A 14831-nucleotide genomic window follows, 5' to 3' on the forward strand; every position below is an offset into this window, starting at 1 on the left:
GGTGTTCAACGGTTGGTGGAAGGCTTGGCGGTCGACGCCACCGTCCTGCTACCGCAATTGATATACGAAGACTTTTTCAGCCAGCGCTGATCCGGGTAGTACGAAAACAACAGTTGGCCGTCTTTCATCGAGTCAATCAGCTTGTGCGCAATCGCCGGCCGTACCGCCGGGCAGCCGAGGCTGCGGCCAATCCGCCCGTTTGCCCGTGCAAGCACCGGGCTGACATAAGGCGCGCCATGAATGACGATCGCCCGGTCGAAGGCGTTGTCGTTGAAGCCCGGTTCGAGTCCTTCCATGCGCAACGAATAACCGTTCTGCCCGACGTAACTTGACTGCGTACGATACAAGCCCAGGCTGGTGGCGAAGCTTTCGTTTTGATTGGAAAACTTGACCGCCATGTTCTCGCCGCTGTTGCGACCGTGGGCAACCAGTTCGTGAAACAGTAATTTGCGCTGTTTAAGGTCAAACACCCAAAGGCGTTGTTCGGTGGAGGGCAGGGAGTAATCGATGACGGCAAGTCTTTGGACAGGCGCGGCACCTTGGGCCAAGCTGCATTGAGAGGCACGTACGGCCAACGCAATCACCTTGGCGTTAGCGTTTGGAGCGGCTTTGACCAAAGCGGCTTCAAGTGAGTCGGCGTAGGCTGCCGTGACTGACGTTGAACTCAGCAGCAGGGCCGTAATTAGGAAGCCGAAGCGGTCTAGCGCCATATGCGTGTCTCATCATGATTGTTTCGAGTCTAGCAGCGAGAGCGCGGCTAGCCGGTGAATGCGGGAGATTAAGGATTATCCATGGGGCAGTTAACAAGGTTATTCGTCATAAGCCGTGTATTTTTTATGGGCTTTCTGATCAGCGGTGCAGCGATTGCGCAAACTTCGCCGATCGAGCAGTCATCTACATCTATCAACGCCAGTGAGGCTGCAGCGGATGACATCGTCGGTCAGGCGATTCAAAGCATGCTGGCGCCGTTGGCTTCGGCGTTTCCGCCGCTGCTCACATCCCCCAGGCATCAACGGGTAGACGTCAACCGTGTGGTCATGGATTTCTATATGCATCGCAGCTATCGCGCAGCGTGGACACAAGACAGTGATGTCGCCCAGTTGCTGAAAAGCCTGGGCAACACGCAAGCGGATGGTCTGGAGCCGGCAGATTTTCATATTGATGAATTGGCCAAGGCACGAGCGTCGATGCAAACCCCGGCGCAGCGGGCGAGTTTCGATGTCGTCGCTACCCGGACGTTCATCGCCGCGCTCCTGCAATTGCGGCGCGGCAAGGTCGACCCTTCGCGCCTGGACATTCATTGGAATTTCGACCCGGTCGGCGTCGATCCGCGTGAAGACGTGAACACCTTCTTCGCCGCCCTCGACAGCCATGACGTCGCCCGGGCATTTGCTCAAGCGCCACCGCAAGAAGCGGTTTATGGCAGCTTGCGCATGGGTTTGGCACAACTGCGCAAGGTCCGGGATGCGGGTGGCTGGCCGAAGGTTGCCGAAGACAAGTCGCTCAAGCCCGGTATGGACGAACCTGCGGTCGCGCAGCTGCGAGCCCGTTTGGCGGCCGGTGGTTATCTGGCCCCGCAGTTGAAACCACGTAGCGACTACGACGCTGTCGTCACCGCGGCGGTCAAAAAGTATCAAGCCGAACAATACCTGGGCGCGGACGGTGTCGCCGGGGCGGCGACGCTCGCGGCGTTGAATGTGTCGGTTGAGGCGCGGATCGACCAGGTTCGGGTGAACATGGAGCGTGCGCGTTGGTTGCTGTACAAACTTCAGGGCACTTTTGTCATCGTTGACATAGCTGGTTACAAAGTTGCGCTCTACCGCGACGGCAAGCCGATCTGGCGTTCTCGTGTGCAAGTCGGCAAACCGTTTCGCAGTACGCCGGTGTTCCAGTCAGAGATTACTTACGTCACGTTCAACCCTACCTGGACCGTGCCCCCGACCATTCTGGTCAAGGACATGCTGCCCAAGATTCAGAAAAATCCCGGCTACCTTGCCGCCAACCGAATCAAGCCCATTGACCGTGAAGGGAACTTGCTCGACCCATCGACGGTCGATTGGTCCAACCCGCGCGGCGTTACGCTGCGACAGGATGCCGGGCCGGACAACTCGCTGGGCCAGGTCGTGATCCGGTTTCCCAATGAATACGCGATTTATCTGCACGACACGCCGCATCGTGAGTTGTTTGCTCAATCTCGCCGCGCTACCAGTTCAGGCTGCATCAGGGTCGAGAACCCGCTGCAGTTGGTGGAGCTGTTGTTCAACGATCCGGTGCATTGGAACAGCGCCGGGATCCAGGCGCAGTTGGCCAACGGCAAGACCGAAAACATCCGGCTTCCCGTCAAGGTGCCGGTGCTGTTGGCTTACTGGACGGTGGACCTGAGTAATGATGGTCGCGTGATGTTCAAGCCCGATGTCTACGGGTACGACTCTGCGGTTCTGCGGGGATTGAATCTGCGTTCGGAACTGCCTGCTCCGCAATGGCAGCAGGCAGGACCGCCTGCGCTGGCGGCCGGGCAAAAAAGCACTGGCGAGTAGCAGGGAGCCGCAGTTGCAGAAGACGGTTCCTGTTCATTCGGCGAGGCCAGTCCGCAGCGGCTGCAGCGGCGCGGTTTGCGCCATGGTTGAAAACTACCACAATGAAAAAGACCCAAAGGAACAGGGACAGTGAAGATGGATGTTGTGCCAGAAAACACGGTACCCATTGCAGGTTTGCCTCATGTGCATGACCTCGATGAGTGCCGCAACATTCAAAAAGGACCGGTGTTCATCATTGCCTCGGGGGCAACCGCCAAGGATTTTCCGCTGGAGAACTACGCAGACATTCCGATGATCACCATGAACGGGGCCATCTCGAAGTTCATCGGTACCGATATCAAGCCGTTCTTTTATGCCTGCACCGACATTGCCTTTTACCGGGAACAGCCCGAATTGCTGGCGGCGGGGATGCACCTCAGTGAGCGGGTTGCCGTGTGGGAAGAGCACATCCGGCGTTCGACCGTCATGCCCGAAGGGGACCTGTACCTGCTGACCAAGGCGCCCAAGCTTTCCTGGACTGACCTGGTCTTCAGGGGTGATAAGGAACTCATCAGAAGTCGCAGGCTTGGAAACGGTCGCAACAGAACCCTGGGGTTCAGCAAGAACCTCAAGCGCGGCTTTTTTGATGCGCGCACGGTGGCCTATCTGGCGCTGCAAATTGCCTACCACGCAGGTTTTAATAAGGTGTTTCTGGTGGGTGTCGACTTGAATCAGTCAGTGCGGCGTTTCTATGAAGAAGACGATGCCTACGCGTCACCGTGCATGCTTGATCAGCATTTTTTTACGAGAATTCTGCCCTCGTTCAAGATCCTGTCGAAGTACGTCGTGAATGATGATTTTCAGGTTTACAACTTGTCCGGTTCTTCAAGGATTCCTGGCGAACTTATTCCCCGAGTGACGTTGGATGAAGTCGACAGAATGCTCTAGGGACTGTCTGTGCTTCATGAATGTGGGTGCTCTTGAGCACCCTTTTTTTGCGCGGGCTTCAACCGGCGTCGCCTAAGCTTTGAGGTATCGGAAATTCCTCCGGTGCTTGCAAGGAAGGTGTGGCATGACTTCATTAAAGTTCGGCGCGTCCATCCTGTTGGTCTGCCTGGCAGGCTGCGTAACCAGCAGCCATTACGAACCACCACCGGTGCCTGCGTCCGCGGTGACGCTGGATGATGGGCAAATCACCAGCACATTGGTGGGCAAAAAGTTCTATGGCACCACCAGGGAAGGTAGTCACCCTTACTCGATGAGTTTCGCCTCGAACGGAGTAGAGATTTTCGAAATGGCGCCGAACAAACCGGAGAAGGAAAAATGGACGTTGAAAGATGGGGTTGTGTGTATTGAACCGAAAGATTACCCAACCGAATGCGGCCAGTTGAAGACGGCCAATAACGAGTACTGGTTTGTCGATCCAAAGAGCGGCAGAGTTAATGCCCACTTGAAACTTACGCCTTGAGGCCGGGTTTCGCGCACGAATGGGCGTTTATTGTGCGCCCATTTTTCAGGCTCATGCCTTGCCCAGCTCATCCCGCAAAAACGCCACCAAGGCACGTTGCAACCCGGTCAACGCGCCGTCCCGGCTGATCAGCGCCAACTCGGTCGGCGGCAGTTCGGGCAGATCGCTGCACACGCGATGCTCAGGCAACACCGCCGAAGCGGGCAGCACCGACACGCCCAACCCGGAGGCCACCGCCGCCTGAATGCCCGTCAAGCTGTGGCTGCCAAACGCAACGCGCCAGGGCCGCTGCGCCACATCCAGCAGACGGATCGCCCGTTGCCGATAAATGCAGCCCTGTGGGAACAGGGCCAAGGGCAATACCCCGTTGGACGAGTCGACCCCCGCACCCTTGACCCACACCAGCGTTTCCGGCCACGCCGCCCAGCAGGGGCCGCTGTCCGGTTCGCGTTTGACCAGGGCAATATCGAGGGTGCCCGCCGCGAGTTTTTGCTTGAGATCGGTGCTCATGCCGCTGACGGTTTCCAGGCGCGCTTCAGGCCTGGCCCGGTTGAAGCCGGCAAGGATCACGGCCATGCGCCGGGCATCGAAATCTTCCGGTACGCCGATGCGCAGGATTTCCAGGTCGAGGTCGCTGGCCAAGGCTTCCACCGCCTCCGAGGACAGGGCCAGCAAGCGCCGTGCGTAGTGAATCAGCATCTCGCCATGCTCGGTCACGCTGATGTTCTGCCCGGTTCGGTCACGCAACAGCAGCGCATGCCCGACCAGTTCTTCGAGTTTGCGCACCTGTTGGCTTACGGTGGATTGGGTCCGGTGCACGCGTTCGGCGGCGCGGGTGAAGCTACCTTCGTCCGCCACGCAAACGAAGGTCTTGAGCAATTCGAGATCGAGCATGGCGGCCTCTTGATATTCGATTTATCACTGACATGTCGTTATTAATTTAATTTCACACTATCACTGATCGCTCTTAACCTGAAGATCACCCTTCAGAGGAAACGAACATGACACTCACAATCACCCCGCGCCCCGAGTGGCTGACCTTCGATTGCTACGGCACGTTGATTCAGTGGGATGAGGGCTTGAAAGCCGTGGTGGCGGACATCTTGCGCGACAAGGGGGATCACAGCGTTGATGTCGATCGTCTGATCGAGGTGTACGACCGGCATGAGCACCGGCTGGAACAGATGCCGCCGCATCGCTCGTTCCGCGAGTTGAGCACTGGCGGGTTGCATCTCGCCCTGGAAGAACTGGCGTTGGCGAGTGCCCCCGAAGACAGTCTGCGACTGGCCGCGGCGATCCCGCGGATGCCGCCGTTTCCGGAAGTGATCGAGACGCTCGCCCGGCTCAAGGCGATGGGTTTCAAGCTGTGCATTGTGTCCAACACTGATGACGACATCATCGCCGGCAACGTTGCGCAACTGGGCGGGCACATCGATCGGGTGATCACGGCGCAGCAGGCCGGCGCTTACAAGCCGAATCCGCGACTGTTCGACTACGCTCACGAGCAACTGGGCGTGACACGTGATCAAGTGGTGCACATCTGCGCCAGCCCGACGCTGGACCACACCGCCGCGCGGGACATGCACTTTCGCTGCGTGTGGGTCGATCGCGGCACCGGTCGGCAATTGCTGCCGGACTACCAGCCCGATGCGACAGTAAACACGCTGGATCAAGTCGTGCCCTTGTTCAAATCCCTTGGCTGGTAAACCCGGAGTCATTGCCATGGCACACACCCTTGCAGGTCGTTCCCGTCCCACCCGTTACACCGAGCTGAATCTGGATTCGCAGGCGGCCATCACCGCGCGCACGGAACTGGCAGCGTGCTTCCAGCTCGCGGCACTGCACGGTCTGGAGGAGGGGATCTGCAACCACTTTTCCGCGATGGTGCCGGGCCGGGATGATCTGTTTTTTGTGAACCCCTACGGTTATGCCTTCGAAGAAGTCAGCGCTGAAAATCTTCTGGTTTGCGACTTTCACGGCAATGTCGTGGCCGGCGAAGGGCAGCCTGAAGCGACCGCGTTTTACATTCACGCCCGCCTGCACCAACAGCTGCCAAGGGTGAAAGTGGCGTTCCATACGCACATGCCTCACGCCACGGCATTATGTTTGCTGCAAGGCCCGCCGCTGTTGTGGCTGGGGCAGACGGCATTGAAATTTTACGGCCGCACGGCGGTGGACGAGGACTACAACGGCCTGGCCCTCGATGAATCCGAAGGCGACCGGATCGCCAGTGTCATGGGCAATGCCGACATTCTGTTTCTGAAAAACCACGGTGTGATTGTCGCCGGACCGACCATTGCCGAGGCGTGGGACGATCTGTATTACCTCGAACGTGCCGCCCAGGTGCAACTGATGGCGATGGCGACCCAGCGCGATCTCAAGCCTGTGCCCGAGCCGATTGCCCGGCGCGCCTACGAACAAATGCGCCTGGGGGATGCCGAAAGCGCACGGGCGCATTTGCACAGTGCGATGCGCAGACTGTCCAAAGGACGATTGCCCCTCACTACGACGTAGACTAAGCTCGCAAAATATAAGGGTTTTGGGCCTTCGCCCATGCCTTACCCTTGCAGGATGAGCTTTGCCTAATCTCCAAAACGACCCGCACATCGTCACTGGCGTTGCTTTGAAACGGTTACCGCTGCGCAAGGCAGCGATGCTGTTCATTGCTGTGGTGTGCCTGTGCCTGTGCGGTTTGCTTTACCTGCAACTGGAGCAATCGCGCCGGCACGATCTGGCCGTGGCCGAAGTGGCGTCATCGAACCTCACGCGAGCCATGGCGCAGCAGGCCGAAGACACCTTCATGAAAGCCGACCTGGTGTTGACCAGTCTGGTTGACTGGATTCAGGCCGACGGCTTCGGTCCGCCGCAGCGCCCACGTCTTCAGAAAACGTTCGCCCAGCGGGTGCAGACGCTGAGTCAATTGCACGGGATCTTGCTGTTTGACCAGAAGGGCCAGTGGATCGTGACCTCTTTTGCGGATCTGCCGCGTGGTCGAGGCGTGGCGGACCGCGAATACTTTATGTATCACCAGCAGAACGTATCGTCCGTGGCGCACATCGGACCGGCCATTCGCAGTCGTGAGAATGGCGAGTGGATCATTCCGGTCTCCAAGCGCATCAACGATAAAAACGGCCATTTCCAGGGTGTGTTGCTGGCCGGCATCAAGATGTCCTACTTCGACCAGTTCTTCAAAAGCTTCAGCCTGGATGACAATGGCTCGATGTTTTTGGGGCTGACCGACGGGACGTTGCTGGCGCGCCGGCCGTTTGTCGAAGCGCAGATTGGCTCGTCGTTGGCCAATGGCGAGATCTTTCAGACGTTGCTGCCCAACGCGCCCTCCGGCAATGCAACGTTCCGTTCGGTGGTCGACGGCACCGTGCGGTTGTATGGCTACCGACAGCTCGACGCCTATCCGCTGGTGGTGTCGGCGGCATCGTCCAGGGATTCGATTCTCAAGGGGTGGTACGACACTGCGTTTCGATCCAGCGTCATCGTTGCCCTTGTCGTGCTGGGCATTGGGTTGTTCGGCTGGGTGTTCGTGCGCCAGGTTCGCCTCGGCGAGCAGGTCGAGGCGGATCTGCGCAAGGCCAAGGAGGCGCTGAAGCTCATCGCGACCCACGACAGCCTGACCGGCCTGGCCAATCGCCGACTGTTCGAGCAGGCGCTGGACATCGAGTTCGGCCGTGGCATCCGTCAGTCGAGCTCATTGAGCCTGATCATGCTCGATATCGATTACTTCAAGCGCTACAACGACGCTTATGGCCACGTGGCGGGGGACCATTGCCTGGCACAAGTGGCACGGGCGGTGAAGAGTTGCTGCCATCGAAAAGCCGATCTGGCGGTGCGGTACGGTGGTGAGGAGTTCGCAGTGTTACTGCCGGATACCGATATTCACGGTGCGATGGTCATTGCCGAGCATATCCGTCGCGCCGTCATGGCCAAAAACATCAGCCACAGCGGTTCGCCCAACGGTTTCGTCACGGTCAGCCTTGGCTGCTATTCGTTTGTGCCCACGCGGCTGGACAGCACCGAAGTGTTCATCGGGCGTGCGGACGCCGCCTTGTATCAGGCCAAGCATTCAGGGCGAAACCGTTCGGCGGTGCTGTCCATCGACGGCGGGATCGAGGAGTTGATGCGCTCGGATCGTTGAGACGACTCAGGCGCGAGCGGTCTGTGCGGATTAGCGAAGGCTGTAGTCGGCAAGTTTTTGTTCGAGCCGCTGACGCACCGTCGGCCATTCATCATCGATGATGCTGAACCGCACCGAGTTGCGCTTGCGTCCGTCCGGCATGATCCGTTCGTGACGCACGATGCCTTCCTGTTGCGCGCCGAGCCTGAGGATTGCGTTGCGCGACTTCTGATTGTTCTCGTCGGTGGTGAACTGCACCCGCACGCAGTCCAGTACGTCGAAGGCGTGGCGCAGCATCAGGTATTTGGCTTCGGTGTTGACGAAGGTTTTTTGCCAGCGGGCCGAGATCCAGCTGCTGCCGATTTCGAGCTTGCGATTGAGTCGGTCGATTTTCCAGAAGCGCGTCGAACCGATGACCTCGCCGGTGTCCTTGAGCACGATGACGTAGGGCAGAACAGTGCCTGCATCCCGGCCGTCGAGGGCTTTTTTCAGGTAGCTGTGCACCGTGGTCGGGGAGGGCACGACGGTGACAGTCAGGTTCCACAGTTCGCCATCTTCGGCGGCGTGTACCAGCGCATCGGCATCGGCGTATTGCAGTGGGCGCAGGCAGATTCTGTTGCCTTCCAGCGGTGTTTCCATGATGTCGGATTTCTCGGTTGATTTTTCGGTCGTGTGGCGATTGGCGAAATCAATTGTCGGTCGTACCGTTTTATCCCTTATACATGGCGGCCATCGGCACAGAGACCTGCGGCCACTGCATAAGGACCGAGCAATGAGCGAGCCACGCCTGAGCAATCTTGCGTTATACCTGCAACGCCTGGGTTTCGACGCGCCACCGGCACCGACCCTGGACACCCTGCGTCAACTGCAACTGCGTCACACCGGCGCATTCCCGTTTGAAAACCTCACCACGCTGTCAGGCGAGCCAGTGCTCATCGATCTGCCGTCCATCGAGCAAAAAGTCCTGCAGGATGGTCGTGGAGGTTACTGCTACGAACTGAACAATCTGTTTCTGGCGCTGCTTCAGGTGCTGGGCTTCAACGCTCGTAGTATCTCCGGCCGAGTGGTCATGGGCCAACCCGAGGGTGCGTGGACGGCGAGGACACACCGCTTGAGCCTGGTCATCCTGGATGACGTGCGCTACATCACCGATGTCGGCTTCGGTGGCATGGTGCCTACGGCACCGCTGCTGCTCGATACCCCGGCCGAACAGCGCACGCCCCACGAACCCTATCGCATCGAGCAACATGCCGATGGCTACACCTTGCGCGCCAACGTTGCCGGTGAGTGGCGGGCGATGTACATCTTCGACCTGCAACGGCAGGAAGACATCGATTTCGCCGTCGGCAACTGGTACGTCTCGACCCATCCTGAATCGTCTTTTGCCAGGCAACTGATGGTGGCGCGAACGGGAGAAGGCTGGCGGCGCACGCTCAACAACGGCAGTTTTGCGATTCACCGGATGGGTGGCGAGAGCGAACGTCGGCAGGTGACGGATGTGGATGAGCTGGTCGGATTGCTGGGGCGCGAGTTCGGGATTCGGGTGCCGGAGCATGCAACGCTCAAACAAGTGCTTGCGCGGTTGATCGTGGCGGCGTAGCTCAAGGCTTCATTACACGATGAATTTCACTGAGCACCTCCGATAGTTTTTTCTCCAGGCTTTTTAGCTCGGCGGCCGTTATCCCTTCTTTGAAATGTCCGGCATTTACAACAGCGGTGTTCGGGATGGTCGCTGCGCTCTTGCTTCCATCGTCGAGCAAGGCCTTGCGCAAGGTGTTGTTGATCACCGTCTGATAACCGAAACCTTCGCTCTCGGCGGCGAGGCGCGCCGCGTCTAACACGACATCGTCGAGCATGATGGTGATGCGGGTTTTGCCTTTGCTCGAGGCAACCGCTCCGCGTTTGGCGTTACTGAAATCGTATTCGTCTTTCATGGCTCAAGCCTCCAGATATTGGCGCTGCTCATTTTTGGTAGCGGCGCGCGCGGAAATGATTCGAACGAAATTCGGCTCGCGCCAGGTGTACGCAACGACCAACAATCGACCTTTGGCATCCAGCCCCATGATGATCCACCGCTGCTCATCGTGATGGTTGTCCTCCAGCGAGAGGGCTCTCTCGTCATAAAACACCGCCTCGGTCTCCGCGAGGCTGATCCCTTGGTGCTTTAATTTGTTAGCTGCGTTCTTTGCCTTGTGAAACTGAATCTCGAATGACTTCATTATGCATACTTTATATGTATAAGCGAGAGGCGTCCGTGCCGGCGGTCGCTTGGAATGCCAAAGACTAGCGGGCGGGGGAGAAGGCGCTGGAAGGATGTATTTCAAATGTTTTTTTGGAGGGGGAAACAGCGCAGGGAAAGGACTGCATGGACACATGTCCATAATCTGACTGGCGAGTTGTATACAACTCTATAGACATTTGTCCTGAGTCTTGCATACAGTGTGCGCATAACAAAAACCAGGGAACCCCCCAACCATGAAAACGCCCCATGTTTCACACCAACGGCCTGAGGACGAAAACCTCGGTGTCGGCGCGAATATGGCTTACGGCCTGCAACACGTTCTGACCATGTACGGCGGCATTGTCGCGGTGCCTTTGATCATCGGCCAGGCGGCCGGGCTCTCGCCGGCGGACATCGGTTTGTTGATTGCTGCTTCATTGTTTGCGGGGGGCTTGGCAACATTGCTGCAGACCCTCGGTTTACCGTTTTTCGGTTGTCAGTTGCCGCTGGTGCAGGGCGTGTCCTTCTCGGGCGTCGCGACGATGGTGGCGATTGTCAGCAGTGGCGGGGAGGGCGGGTTTCAATCGATTCTGGGTGCGGTGATTGCCGCGTCGTTGATCGGTTTGCTGATCACGCCGGTGTTCTCGCGAATCACCAAGTTCTTCCCGCCGCTGGTGACGGGCATCGTGATCACCACCATCGGCCTGACGCTGATGCCGGTGGCCGCGCGCTGGGCCATGGGTGGCAACAGCCATGCGCCGGATTTCGGCAGCATGGCGAACATCGGCCTGGCGGCGGTAACGCTGGTGCTGGTGTTGTTGCTGAGCAAGATCGGCAGCGCGACCATCTCCCGGTTGTCGATTCTGCTGGCCATGGTCATCGGCACGCTCATCGCGGTATTCCTCGGCATGGCGGACTTCTCGTCCGTCACCCAGGGCCCAATGTTCGGCTTCCCCACGCCATTCCACTTCGGCATGCCGACCTTCCACTTCGCTGCGATCCTGTCGATGTGCATCGTGGTCATGGTGACGCTGGTCGAAACCTCGGCGGACATCCTCGCGGTCGGTGAAATCATCGACACCAAAGTTGACTCCAAGCGTCTGGGCAACGGTCTGCGCGCCGACATGCTGTCGAGCATGATCGCGCCGATCTTCGGTTCTTTCACCCAAAGTGCGTTCGCCCAGAACGTCGGACTGGTGGCGGTGACCGGGATCAAGAGCCGTTTCGTGGTGGCCACCGGCGGCTTGTTTCTGGTGATCCTCGGCCTGCTGCCCTTCATGGGGCGGGTCATCGCAGCGGTGCCGACCTCCGTGCTCGGCGGCGCCGGGATCGTGCTGTTCGGTACCGTGGCGGCCAGCGGAATTCGCACGCTGTCCAAGGTCGACTACCGCAACAACGTCAATCTGATCATCGTCGCCACGTCCATCGGTTTCGGCATGATCCCCATTGCCGCGCCGAACTTTTACGACCACTTCCCAAGCTGGTTCGCCACGATCTTCCACTCGGGCATCAGCTCCTCGGCAATCATGGCCATCGTGCTGAACCTGGCCTTCAACCACCTCACTGCCGGCAACTCGGATCAGCAGTCGGTGTTTGCTGCCGGTACTGAGCGAGTCCTGCGCTATCAGGATCTGGCCGCGTTGCGCGAAGGGGATTACTTCAGCGAAGGCAAGCTGCATGACTGCGACGGAAAGGAGATCCCGGTGATAGAGACGGATCATGGGCATGGCGAGCCGAAGGCGGTGCATGTCAAAAGCAGTGAACATGTCTGAATGAAAAAGGCGCCCCCAGGGGCGCCTTTTTACATGACATGACCCCGTACTGTAGGAGCCGGCTTGCCGGCGATGGCGGCCTTGAGAACGATGCATTCTTCAAGGCCCTCATCGCCGGCAAGCCGGCTCCTACAGGTCAGAGCTCATCTTTTCCAACGCCCACAAAAAAGCCGCTGAACCTTTCGATTCAGCGGCTTTTCGATCTTGCTGTCTGGCTCTCGACCTGGACTCGAATAGATGTATAAGCATTTGTGATTAAAAATTAATTGTTCTTTTTTCTAGAATCTTGCATTGGCACCGCATGGCTTGCTCATCAACTTCCGGAAGTTGGATTTAGAGAGCCATCCACGGGCAAATTGCCATTATCTGAGCTATACACATCCTTCATGGACATCCCACCCGGAGGGACCTATAGATGGATAACGCTGCGCCAATACGTCTGCTACCAGGCATCTGCGGATTTCGCCCAGAGTCCTCACGTGTTTCATTCTTTGTCGTTGCGCTGTCGCTAGCAGCGTCGTCCGGGCTGGCAAATGCTTATGACATGAACCCTGTCGATGTTGATTGCTGGGGTTTAGAAGCGCTCTGCCCCGCAACCAAATTGACGTCCAACATGAAGCAGCCCGTTCATGAGACCTTAACGCTGCTGGCCTACGACTATTACACGCATCCGGAATTGGCGGCGGGGGGGCGGGCAAAAACGTCGGCGGACAATCTGCGCAAAAGCGGAATTTTCAGAGATCTGGTTTTGGGCAGTGAGTGGAATGACGATCCCGACTCGCTACTCCGACAAAACATCGTGAAGGCTGTGCAGTGGAATGCACTCTTCAAAAACGCCCAGGAACAGGCACGGTGTAAGAAGGATAGTAGCCAGGCTTCTTGCAAGAATGTTGCTATTACCGACACACCCATGATGTTGTACCGTAGCCACTTCGGCGACTTCCAATTCCTCCACGCCATGGCCTCCCAGCCATCTGAGTCTGCCCAGGAAACCAAAGACAAGATCATGGCGTGGGCGAAATTCACCTACACCCTTTCGATCTCCTCCAATGACTTCAGCAATGAGACCATCGACGGCCCCGTAATCTCATCGTTTTCCACAATTTCGGCCACGCTACTGAGACAAGGCTGGACTGTGGGGGCATTGTTTGATCCGGTTCCAGGAGGGGAGTGGGAGAGTTCGTATAATCCGCTGAAGCTGGGTAGGTTTAAACCGTCCAACGTTCCGAGGGCACAGGTTAAATATCCAGCCCTGGTACAAGGGGCAAGCGTTAAACATATCGCTTTAGGTTCATTGTTACATATGGTTCAGGACTCCTATTCCGATGCCCATGTAGAACGAGTAGCGGGCTGTAATCCGCTAAGTAAACAGCGCTATGGAATAGTCTCTTTCAGGGATTATGTGGCTCAATCGAGTGCTGACCACGGGCTCGCCGACGTTCGCCCTGATTGGTTAAACTCCGGGGACTTGGAAAAAAACAATCCGGTTTGGGCCTCGGCGCAACTTATCCAGTACTCATTCAATAAAGTGGCGTGGGACAAGGGCGTAGAGCAGTTTCTCGACAAAGAGGTTTTTCCGCTGACGAACCCAAGCAATCCTTCCTCGACTGGTGATCGCAAATGCTATTTGGGCACCAGTTAGTGGTAGCGATCAAGCCAGTCGGGCCAACCCGACCATCGATTAGCCAGGTACTAGCCTTGCCGACGGTTATTACATGCAGAACTCGGACTGGACAAGTTTGTAGATCGGGTCTTCGAGCCGCTGGAACTTGCAATAGTAAAGGTGCTCGCGTTTGCGTCCGTTCATGCTCGTGTACTGTCTGGATTGCAAATAGGTAAATTCGGATTTCGGGAATTGCGATTGTAGTTCGGTAAGAAATGCATTGCAGAACTCCGGGCTGCTGGATTTCTTTGTCTGCCACTCGCCCAGTTTTTCGACTGTCACATTCAGGTCATAACCCTCGATGCCGTGGATCTTCCTCCGGCATGCAGGGAAGGTAGCGCAACTGCCGTATGTCACGGATTGGGCGCCAGCCTGGTCAAGGAACGGCTTGGCGTAGTAGATCGGGATGACGTACGAGACCAACTGGCTAGACCTTTTGTAGGCGACTGAGATGCCGATGACCGTGCCATTGCTGCCAAACACGGGGCCGCCACTGTTGCCCTCGTTCAGTGCCAGATTGGTTTGCCACCAAGGCTTGTAGACGCCATCGATCTCGGCCAATTCCGCTGTTTTCATGCCGTTGGGTATCATCGCCAGCTCCCACCCGGCATACCCCAGAGCCATCAAGGGGGCAGCCATCGGCGTCGGCACGGCCGTGCCGATCGCAACGCTCTGCCAGCTCTCGCCATTGTCGCGGGGAGGTAATTGCAGCAAGGCGATATCGTTGGCCCTGTCACGCGCGACCACTGTGGCCTCCACGCTGCTAGCCCCCCTGCTGCCGACCTTGACATCGATCGTTTCGGATTCGACCGTGACATTTCCCACCGGGCGGATGACGTGGTCGTTGGTGATGACCAGCCCCGATTCGGAGACGATGAAGCCCGAGCCGCTGCTTTCACAATTGCCATCGCCATTGGCCAGGACGCAGGTGTAGTGGATGCGTATCGTGGCGTCCCTGTTGTTCTCGAACAGGCAGCTTTCTTCCATGGCGTGCGCGGTACCCAGGGAAAAGGCCGCCAACAGCAGCGTAGTCGCGAGTTGATTCATGCCGTCCATGCGTCG

15 protein-coding genes are annotated in these 14831 nt (G+C 57.8%); 9 read left to right on the top strand and 6 right to left on the bottom strand.

All coding sequences use genetic code 11. From position 1 onward, the window contains the following. Positions 1-5: 5 nt before the first annotated feature. Complete coding sequence (locus ACM6IO_RS16930; RefSeq protein WP_008037670.1) at positions 6-710, bottom strand: murein L,D-transpeptidase catalytic domain family protein; 705 nt, start codon at positions 708-710, stop codon at positions 6-8. Between the two features lie 81 nt (positions 711-791). On the opposite strand from ACM6IO_RS16930, the gene ACM6IO_RS16935 reads away from it, so the two are divergent. The 3 genes from ACM6IO_RS16935 to ACM6IO_RS16945 all read left to right on the top strand — a co-directional run bounded on the left by ACM6IO_RS16935 (position 792) and on the right by ACM6IO_RS16945 (position 3984). Continuing rightward, positions 792-2537 (top strand): L,D-transpeptidase family protein, encoded by a 1746-nt coding sequence (locus ACM6IO_RS16935; RefSeq protein WP_414911902.1) that lies wholly within the window; start codon positions 792-794, stop codon positions 2535-2537. A 135-nt stretch (positions 2538-2672) separates the two neighbouring features. Further along, entirely contained in the window at positions 2673-3464 is a 792-nt protein-coding gene (locus ACM6IO_RS16940; RefSeq protein WP_414911912.1) for a lipopolysaccharide biosynthesis protein, read from the top strand. Between the two features lie 124 nt (positions 3465-3588). Beyond that, positions 3589-3984, top strand: coding sequence for a hypothetical protein (locus tag ACM6IO_RS16945; RefSeq protein WP_414911903.1), 396 nt, complete (start codon positions 3589-3591; stop codon positions 3982-3984). A 51-nt stretch (positions 3985-4035) separates the two neighbouring features. On the opposite strand, the gene ACM6IO_RS16950 is transcribed toward ACM6IO_RS16945, so the two are convergent. Next, positions 4036-4878, bottom strand: a complete 843-nt coding sequence (locus tag ACM6IO_RS16950; protein WP_414911904.1) for a LysR substrate-binding domain-containing protein — start codon at positions 4876-4878, stop codon at positions 4036-4038. 107 nt (positions 4879-4985) lie between these two features. On the opposite strand from ACM6IO_RS16950, the gene ACM6IO_RS16955 reads away from it, so the two are divergent. From ACM6IO_RS16955 to ACM6IO_RS16965, 3 genes are all read left to right on the top strand, one after another. Next, positions 4986-5690 (top strand): haloacid dehalogenase type II, encoded by a 705-nt coding sequence (locus ACM6IO_RS16955; RefSeq protein WP_223434808.1) that lies wholly within the window; start codon positions 4986-4988, stop codon positions 5688-5690. Between the two features lie 16 nt (positions 5691-5706). Continuing rightward, positions 5707-6498 (top strand): aldolase, encoded by a 792-nt coding sequence (locus ACM6IO_RS16960; RefSeq protein WP_414911905.1) that lies wholly within the window; start codon positions 5707-5709, stop codon positions 6496-6498. Between the two features lie 64 nt (positions 6499-6562). After that, the gene (locus ACM6IO_RS16965; protein ID WP_414911906.1) at positions 6563-8134 is read left to right on the top strand and encodes a diguanylate cyclase; all 1572 of its coding nucleotides are present in this window, start codon (positions 6563-6565) and stop codon (positions 8132-8134) included. 30 nt (positions 8135-8164) lie between these two features. Here the strand turns inward: ACM6IO_RS16965 and ACM6IO_RS16970 are convergent, their stop codons facing one another. Further along, entirely contained in the window at positions 8165-8752 is a 588-nt protein-coding gene (locus ACM6IO_RS16970; protein WP_226298919.1) for a GNAT family N-acetyltransferase, read from the bottom strand. A 133-nt stretch (positions 8753-8885) separates the two neighbouring features. On the opposite strand from ACM6IO_RS16970, the gene ACM6IO_RS16975 reads away from it, so the two are divergent. Next, the gene (locus ACM6IO_RS16975) at positions 8886-9713 is read left to right on the top strand and encodes an arylamine N-acetyltransferase family protein (protein ID WP_414911907.1); all 828 of its coding nucleotides are present in this window, start codon (positions 8886-8888) and stop codon (positions 9711-9713) included. Between the two features lies 1 nt (position 9714). On the opposite strand, the gene ACM6IO_RS16980 is transcribed toward ACM6IO_RS16975, so the two are convergent. Further along, positions 9715-10047 carry a BrnA antitoxin family protein gene (locus tag ACM6IO_RS16980; RefSeq protein WP_008037660.1) on the bottom strand — a complete coding sequence of 111 codons (333 nt, stop codon included), beginning with the start codon at positions 10045-10047 and terminating at the stop codon, positions 9715-9717. Between the two features lie 3 nt (positions 10048-10050). Continuing rightward, a complete protein-coding gene (locus ACM6IO_RS16985; RefSeq protein ID WP_414911908.1) occupies positions 10051-10332 on the bottom strand; it encodes a BrnT family toxin in 282 nt (93 codons plus the stop codon). A gap of 256 nt (positions 10333-10588) precedes the next feature. Here ACM6IO_RS16985 and ACM6IO_RS16990 point away from each other — a divergent pair, with 256 nt between their 5' ends. Both ACM6IO_RS16990 and ACM6IO_RS16995 read left to right on the top strand, forming a co-directional pair. Beyond that, the gene (locus ACM6IO_RS16990) at positions 10589-12106 is read left to right on the top strand and encodes a nucleobase:cation symporter-2 family protein (RefSeq protein ID WP_192226334.1); all 1518 of its coding nucleotides are present in this window, start codon (positions 10589-10591) and stop codon (positions 12104-12106) included. 415 nt (positions 12107-12521) lie between these two features. Beyond that, a complete protein-coding gene (locus tag ACM6IO_RS16995; protein WP_414911909.1) occupies positions 12522-13748 on the top strand; it encodes a hypothetical protein in 1227 nt (408 codons plus the stop codon). 69 nt (positions 13749-13817) lie between these two features. On the opposite strand, the gene ACM6IO_RS17000 is transcribed toward ACM6IO_RS16995, so the two are convergent. Next, complete coding sequence (locus ACM6IO_RS17000) at positions 13818-14825, bottom strand: S1C family serine protease (RefSeq protein WP_192226338.1); 1008 nt, start codon at positions 14823-14825, stop codon at positions 13818-13820. Positions 14826-14831: the final 6 nt, after the last annotated feature.

The organism is Pseudomonas sp. IT-P44, from assembly GCF_949768225.1.
In the GTDB taxonomy this organism is placed as follows: Bacteria; Pseudomonadota; Gammaproteobacteria; order Pseudomonadales; family Pseudomonadaceae; genus Aquipseudomonas; species Aquipseudomonas migulae.

What these genes read in the sequence shown, in the direction of transcription:
- ACM6IO_RS16935 (WP_414911902.1), top strand. Translation starts at nt 792, where the DNA reads ATGGGGCAGTTAACAAGGTTATTCGTCATAAGCCGTGTATTTTTTATG.
- ACM6IO_RS16940 (WP_414911912.1), top strand. Translation starts at nt 2,673, where the DNA reads ATGGATGTTGTGCCAGAAAACACGGTACCCATTGCAGGTTTGCCTCAT.
- ACM6IO_RS16980 (WP_008037660.1), bottom strand. Translation starts at nt 10,047, where the DNA reads ATGAAAGACGAATACGATTTCAGTAACGCCAAACGCGGAGCGGTTGCC.
- ACM6IO_RS16960 (WP_414911905.1), top strand. Translation starts at nt 5,707, where the DNA reads ATGGCACACACCCTTGCAGGTCGTTCCCGTCCCACCCGTTACACCGAG.
- ACM6IO_RS16975 (WP_414911907.1), top strand. Translation starts at nt 8,886, where the DNA reads ATGAGCGAGCCACGCCTGAGCAATCTTGCGTTATACCTGCAACGCCTG.
- ACM6IO_RS16930 (WP_008037670.1), bottom strand. Translation starts at nt 710, where the DNA reads ATGGCGCTAGACCGCTTCGGCTTCCTAATTACGGCCCTGCTGCTGAGT.
- ACM6IO_RS16990 (WP_192226334.1), top strand. Translation starts at nt 10,589, where the DNA reads ATGAAAACGCCCCATGTTTCACACCAACGGCCTGAGGACGAAAACCTC.
- ACM6IO_RS16950 (WP_414911904.1), bottom strand. Translation starts at nt 4,878, where the DNA reads ATGCTCGATCTCGAATTGCTCAAGACCTTCGTTTGCGTGGCGGACGAA.
- ACM6IO_RS17000 (WP_192226338.1), bottom strand. Translation starts at nt 14,825, where the DNA reads ATGGACGGCATGAATCAACTCGCGACTACGCTGCTGTTGGCGGCCTTT.
- ACM6IO_RS16995 (WP_414911909.1), top strand. Translation starts at nt 12,522, where the DNA reads ATGGATAACGCTGCGCCAATACGTCTGCTACCAGGCATCTGCGGATTT.
- ACM6IO_RS16970 (WP_226298919.1), bottom strand. Translation starts at nt 8,752, where the DNA reads ATGGAAACACCGCTGGAAGGCAACAGAATCTGCCTGCGCCCACTGCAA.
- ACM6IO_RS16985 (WP_414911908.1), bottom strand. Translation starts at nt 10,332, where the DNA reads ATGAAGTCATTCGAGATTCAGTTTCACAAGGCAAAGAACGCAGCTAAC.
- ACM6IO_RS16945 (WP_414911903.1), top strand. Translation starts at nt 3,589, where the DNA reads ATGACTTCATTAAAGTTCGGCGCGTCCATCCTGTTGGTCTGCCTGGCA.
- ACM6IO_RS16955 (WP_223434808.1), top strand. Translation starts at nt 4,986, where the DNA reads ATGACACTCACAATCACCCCGCGCCCCGAGTGGCTGACCTTCGATTGC.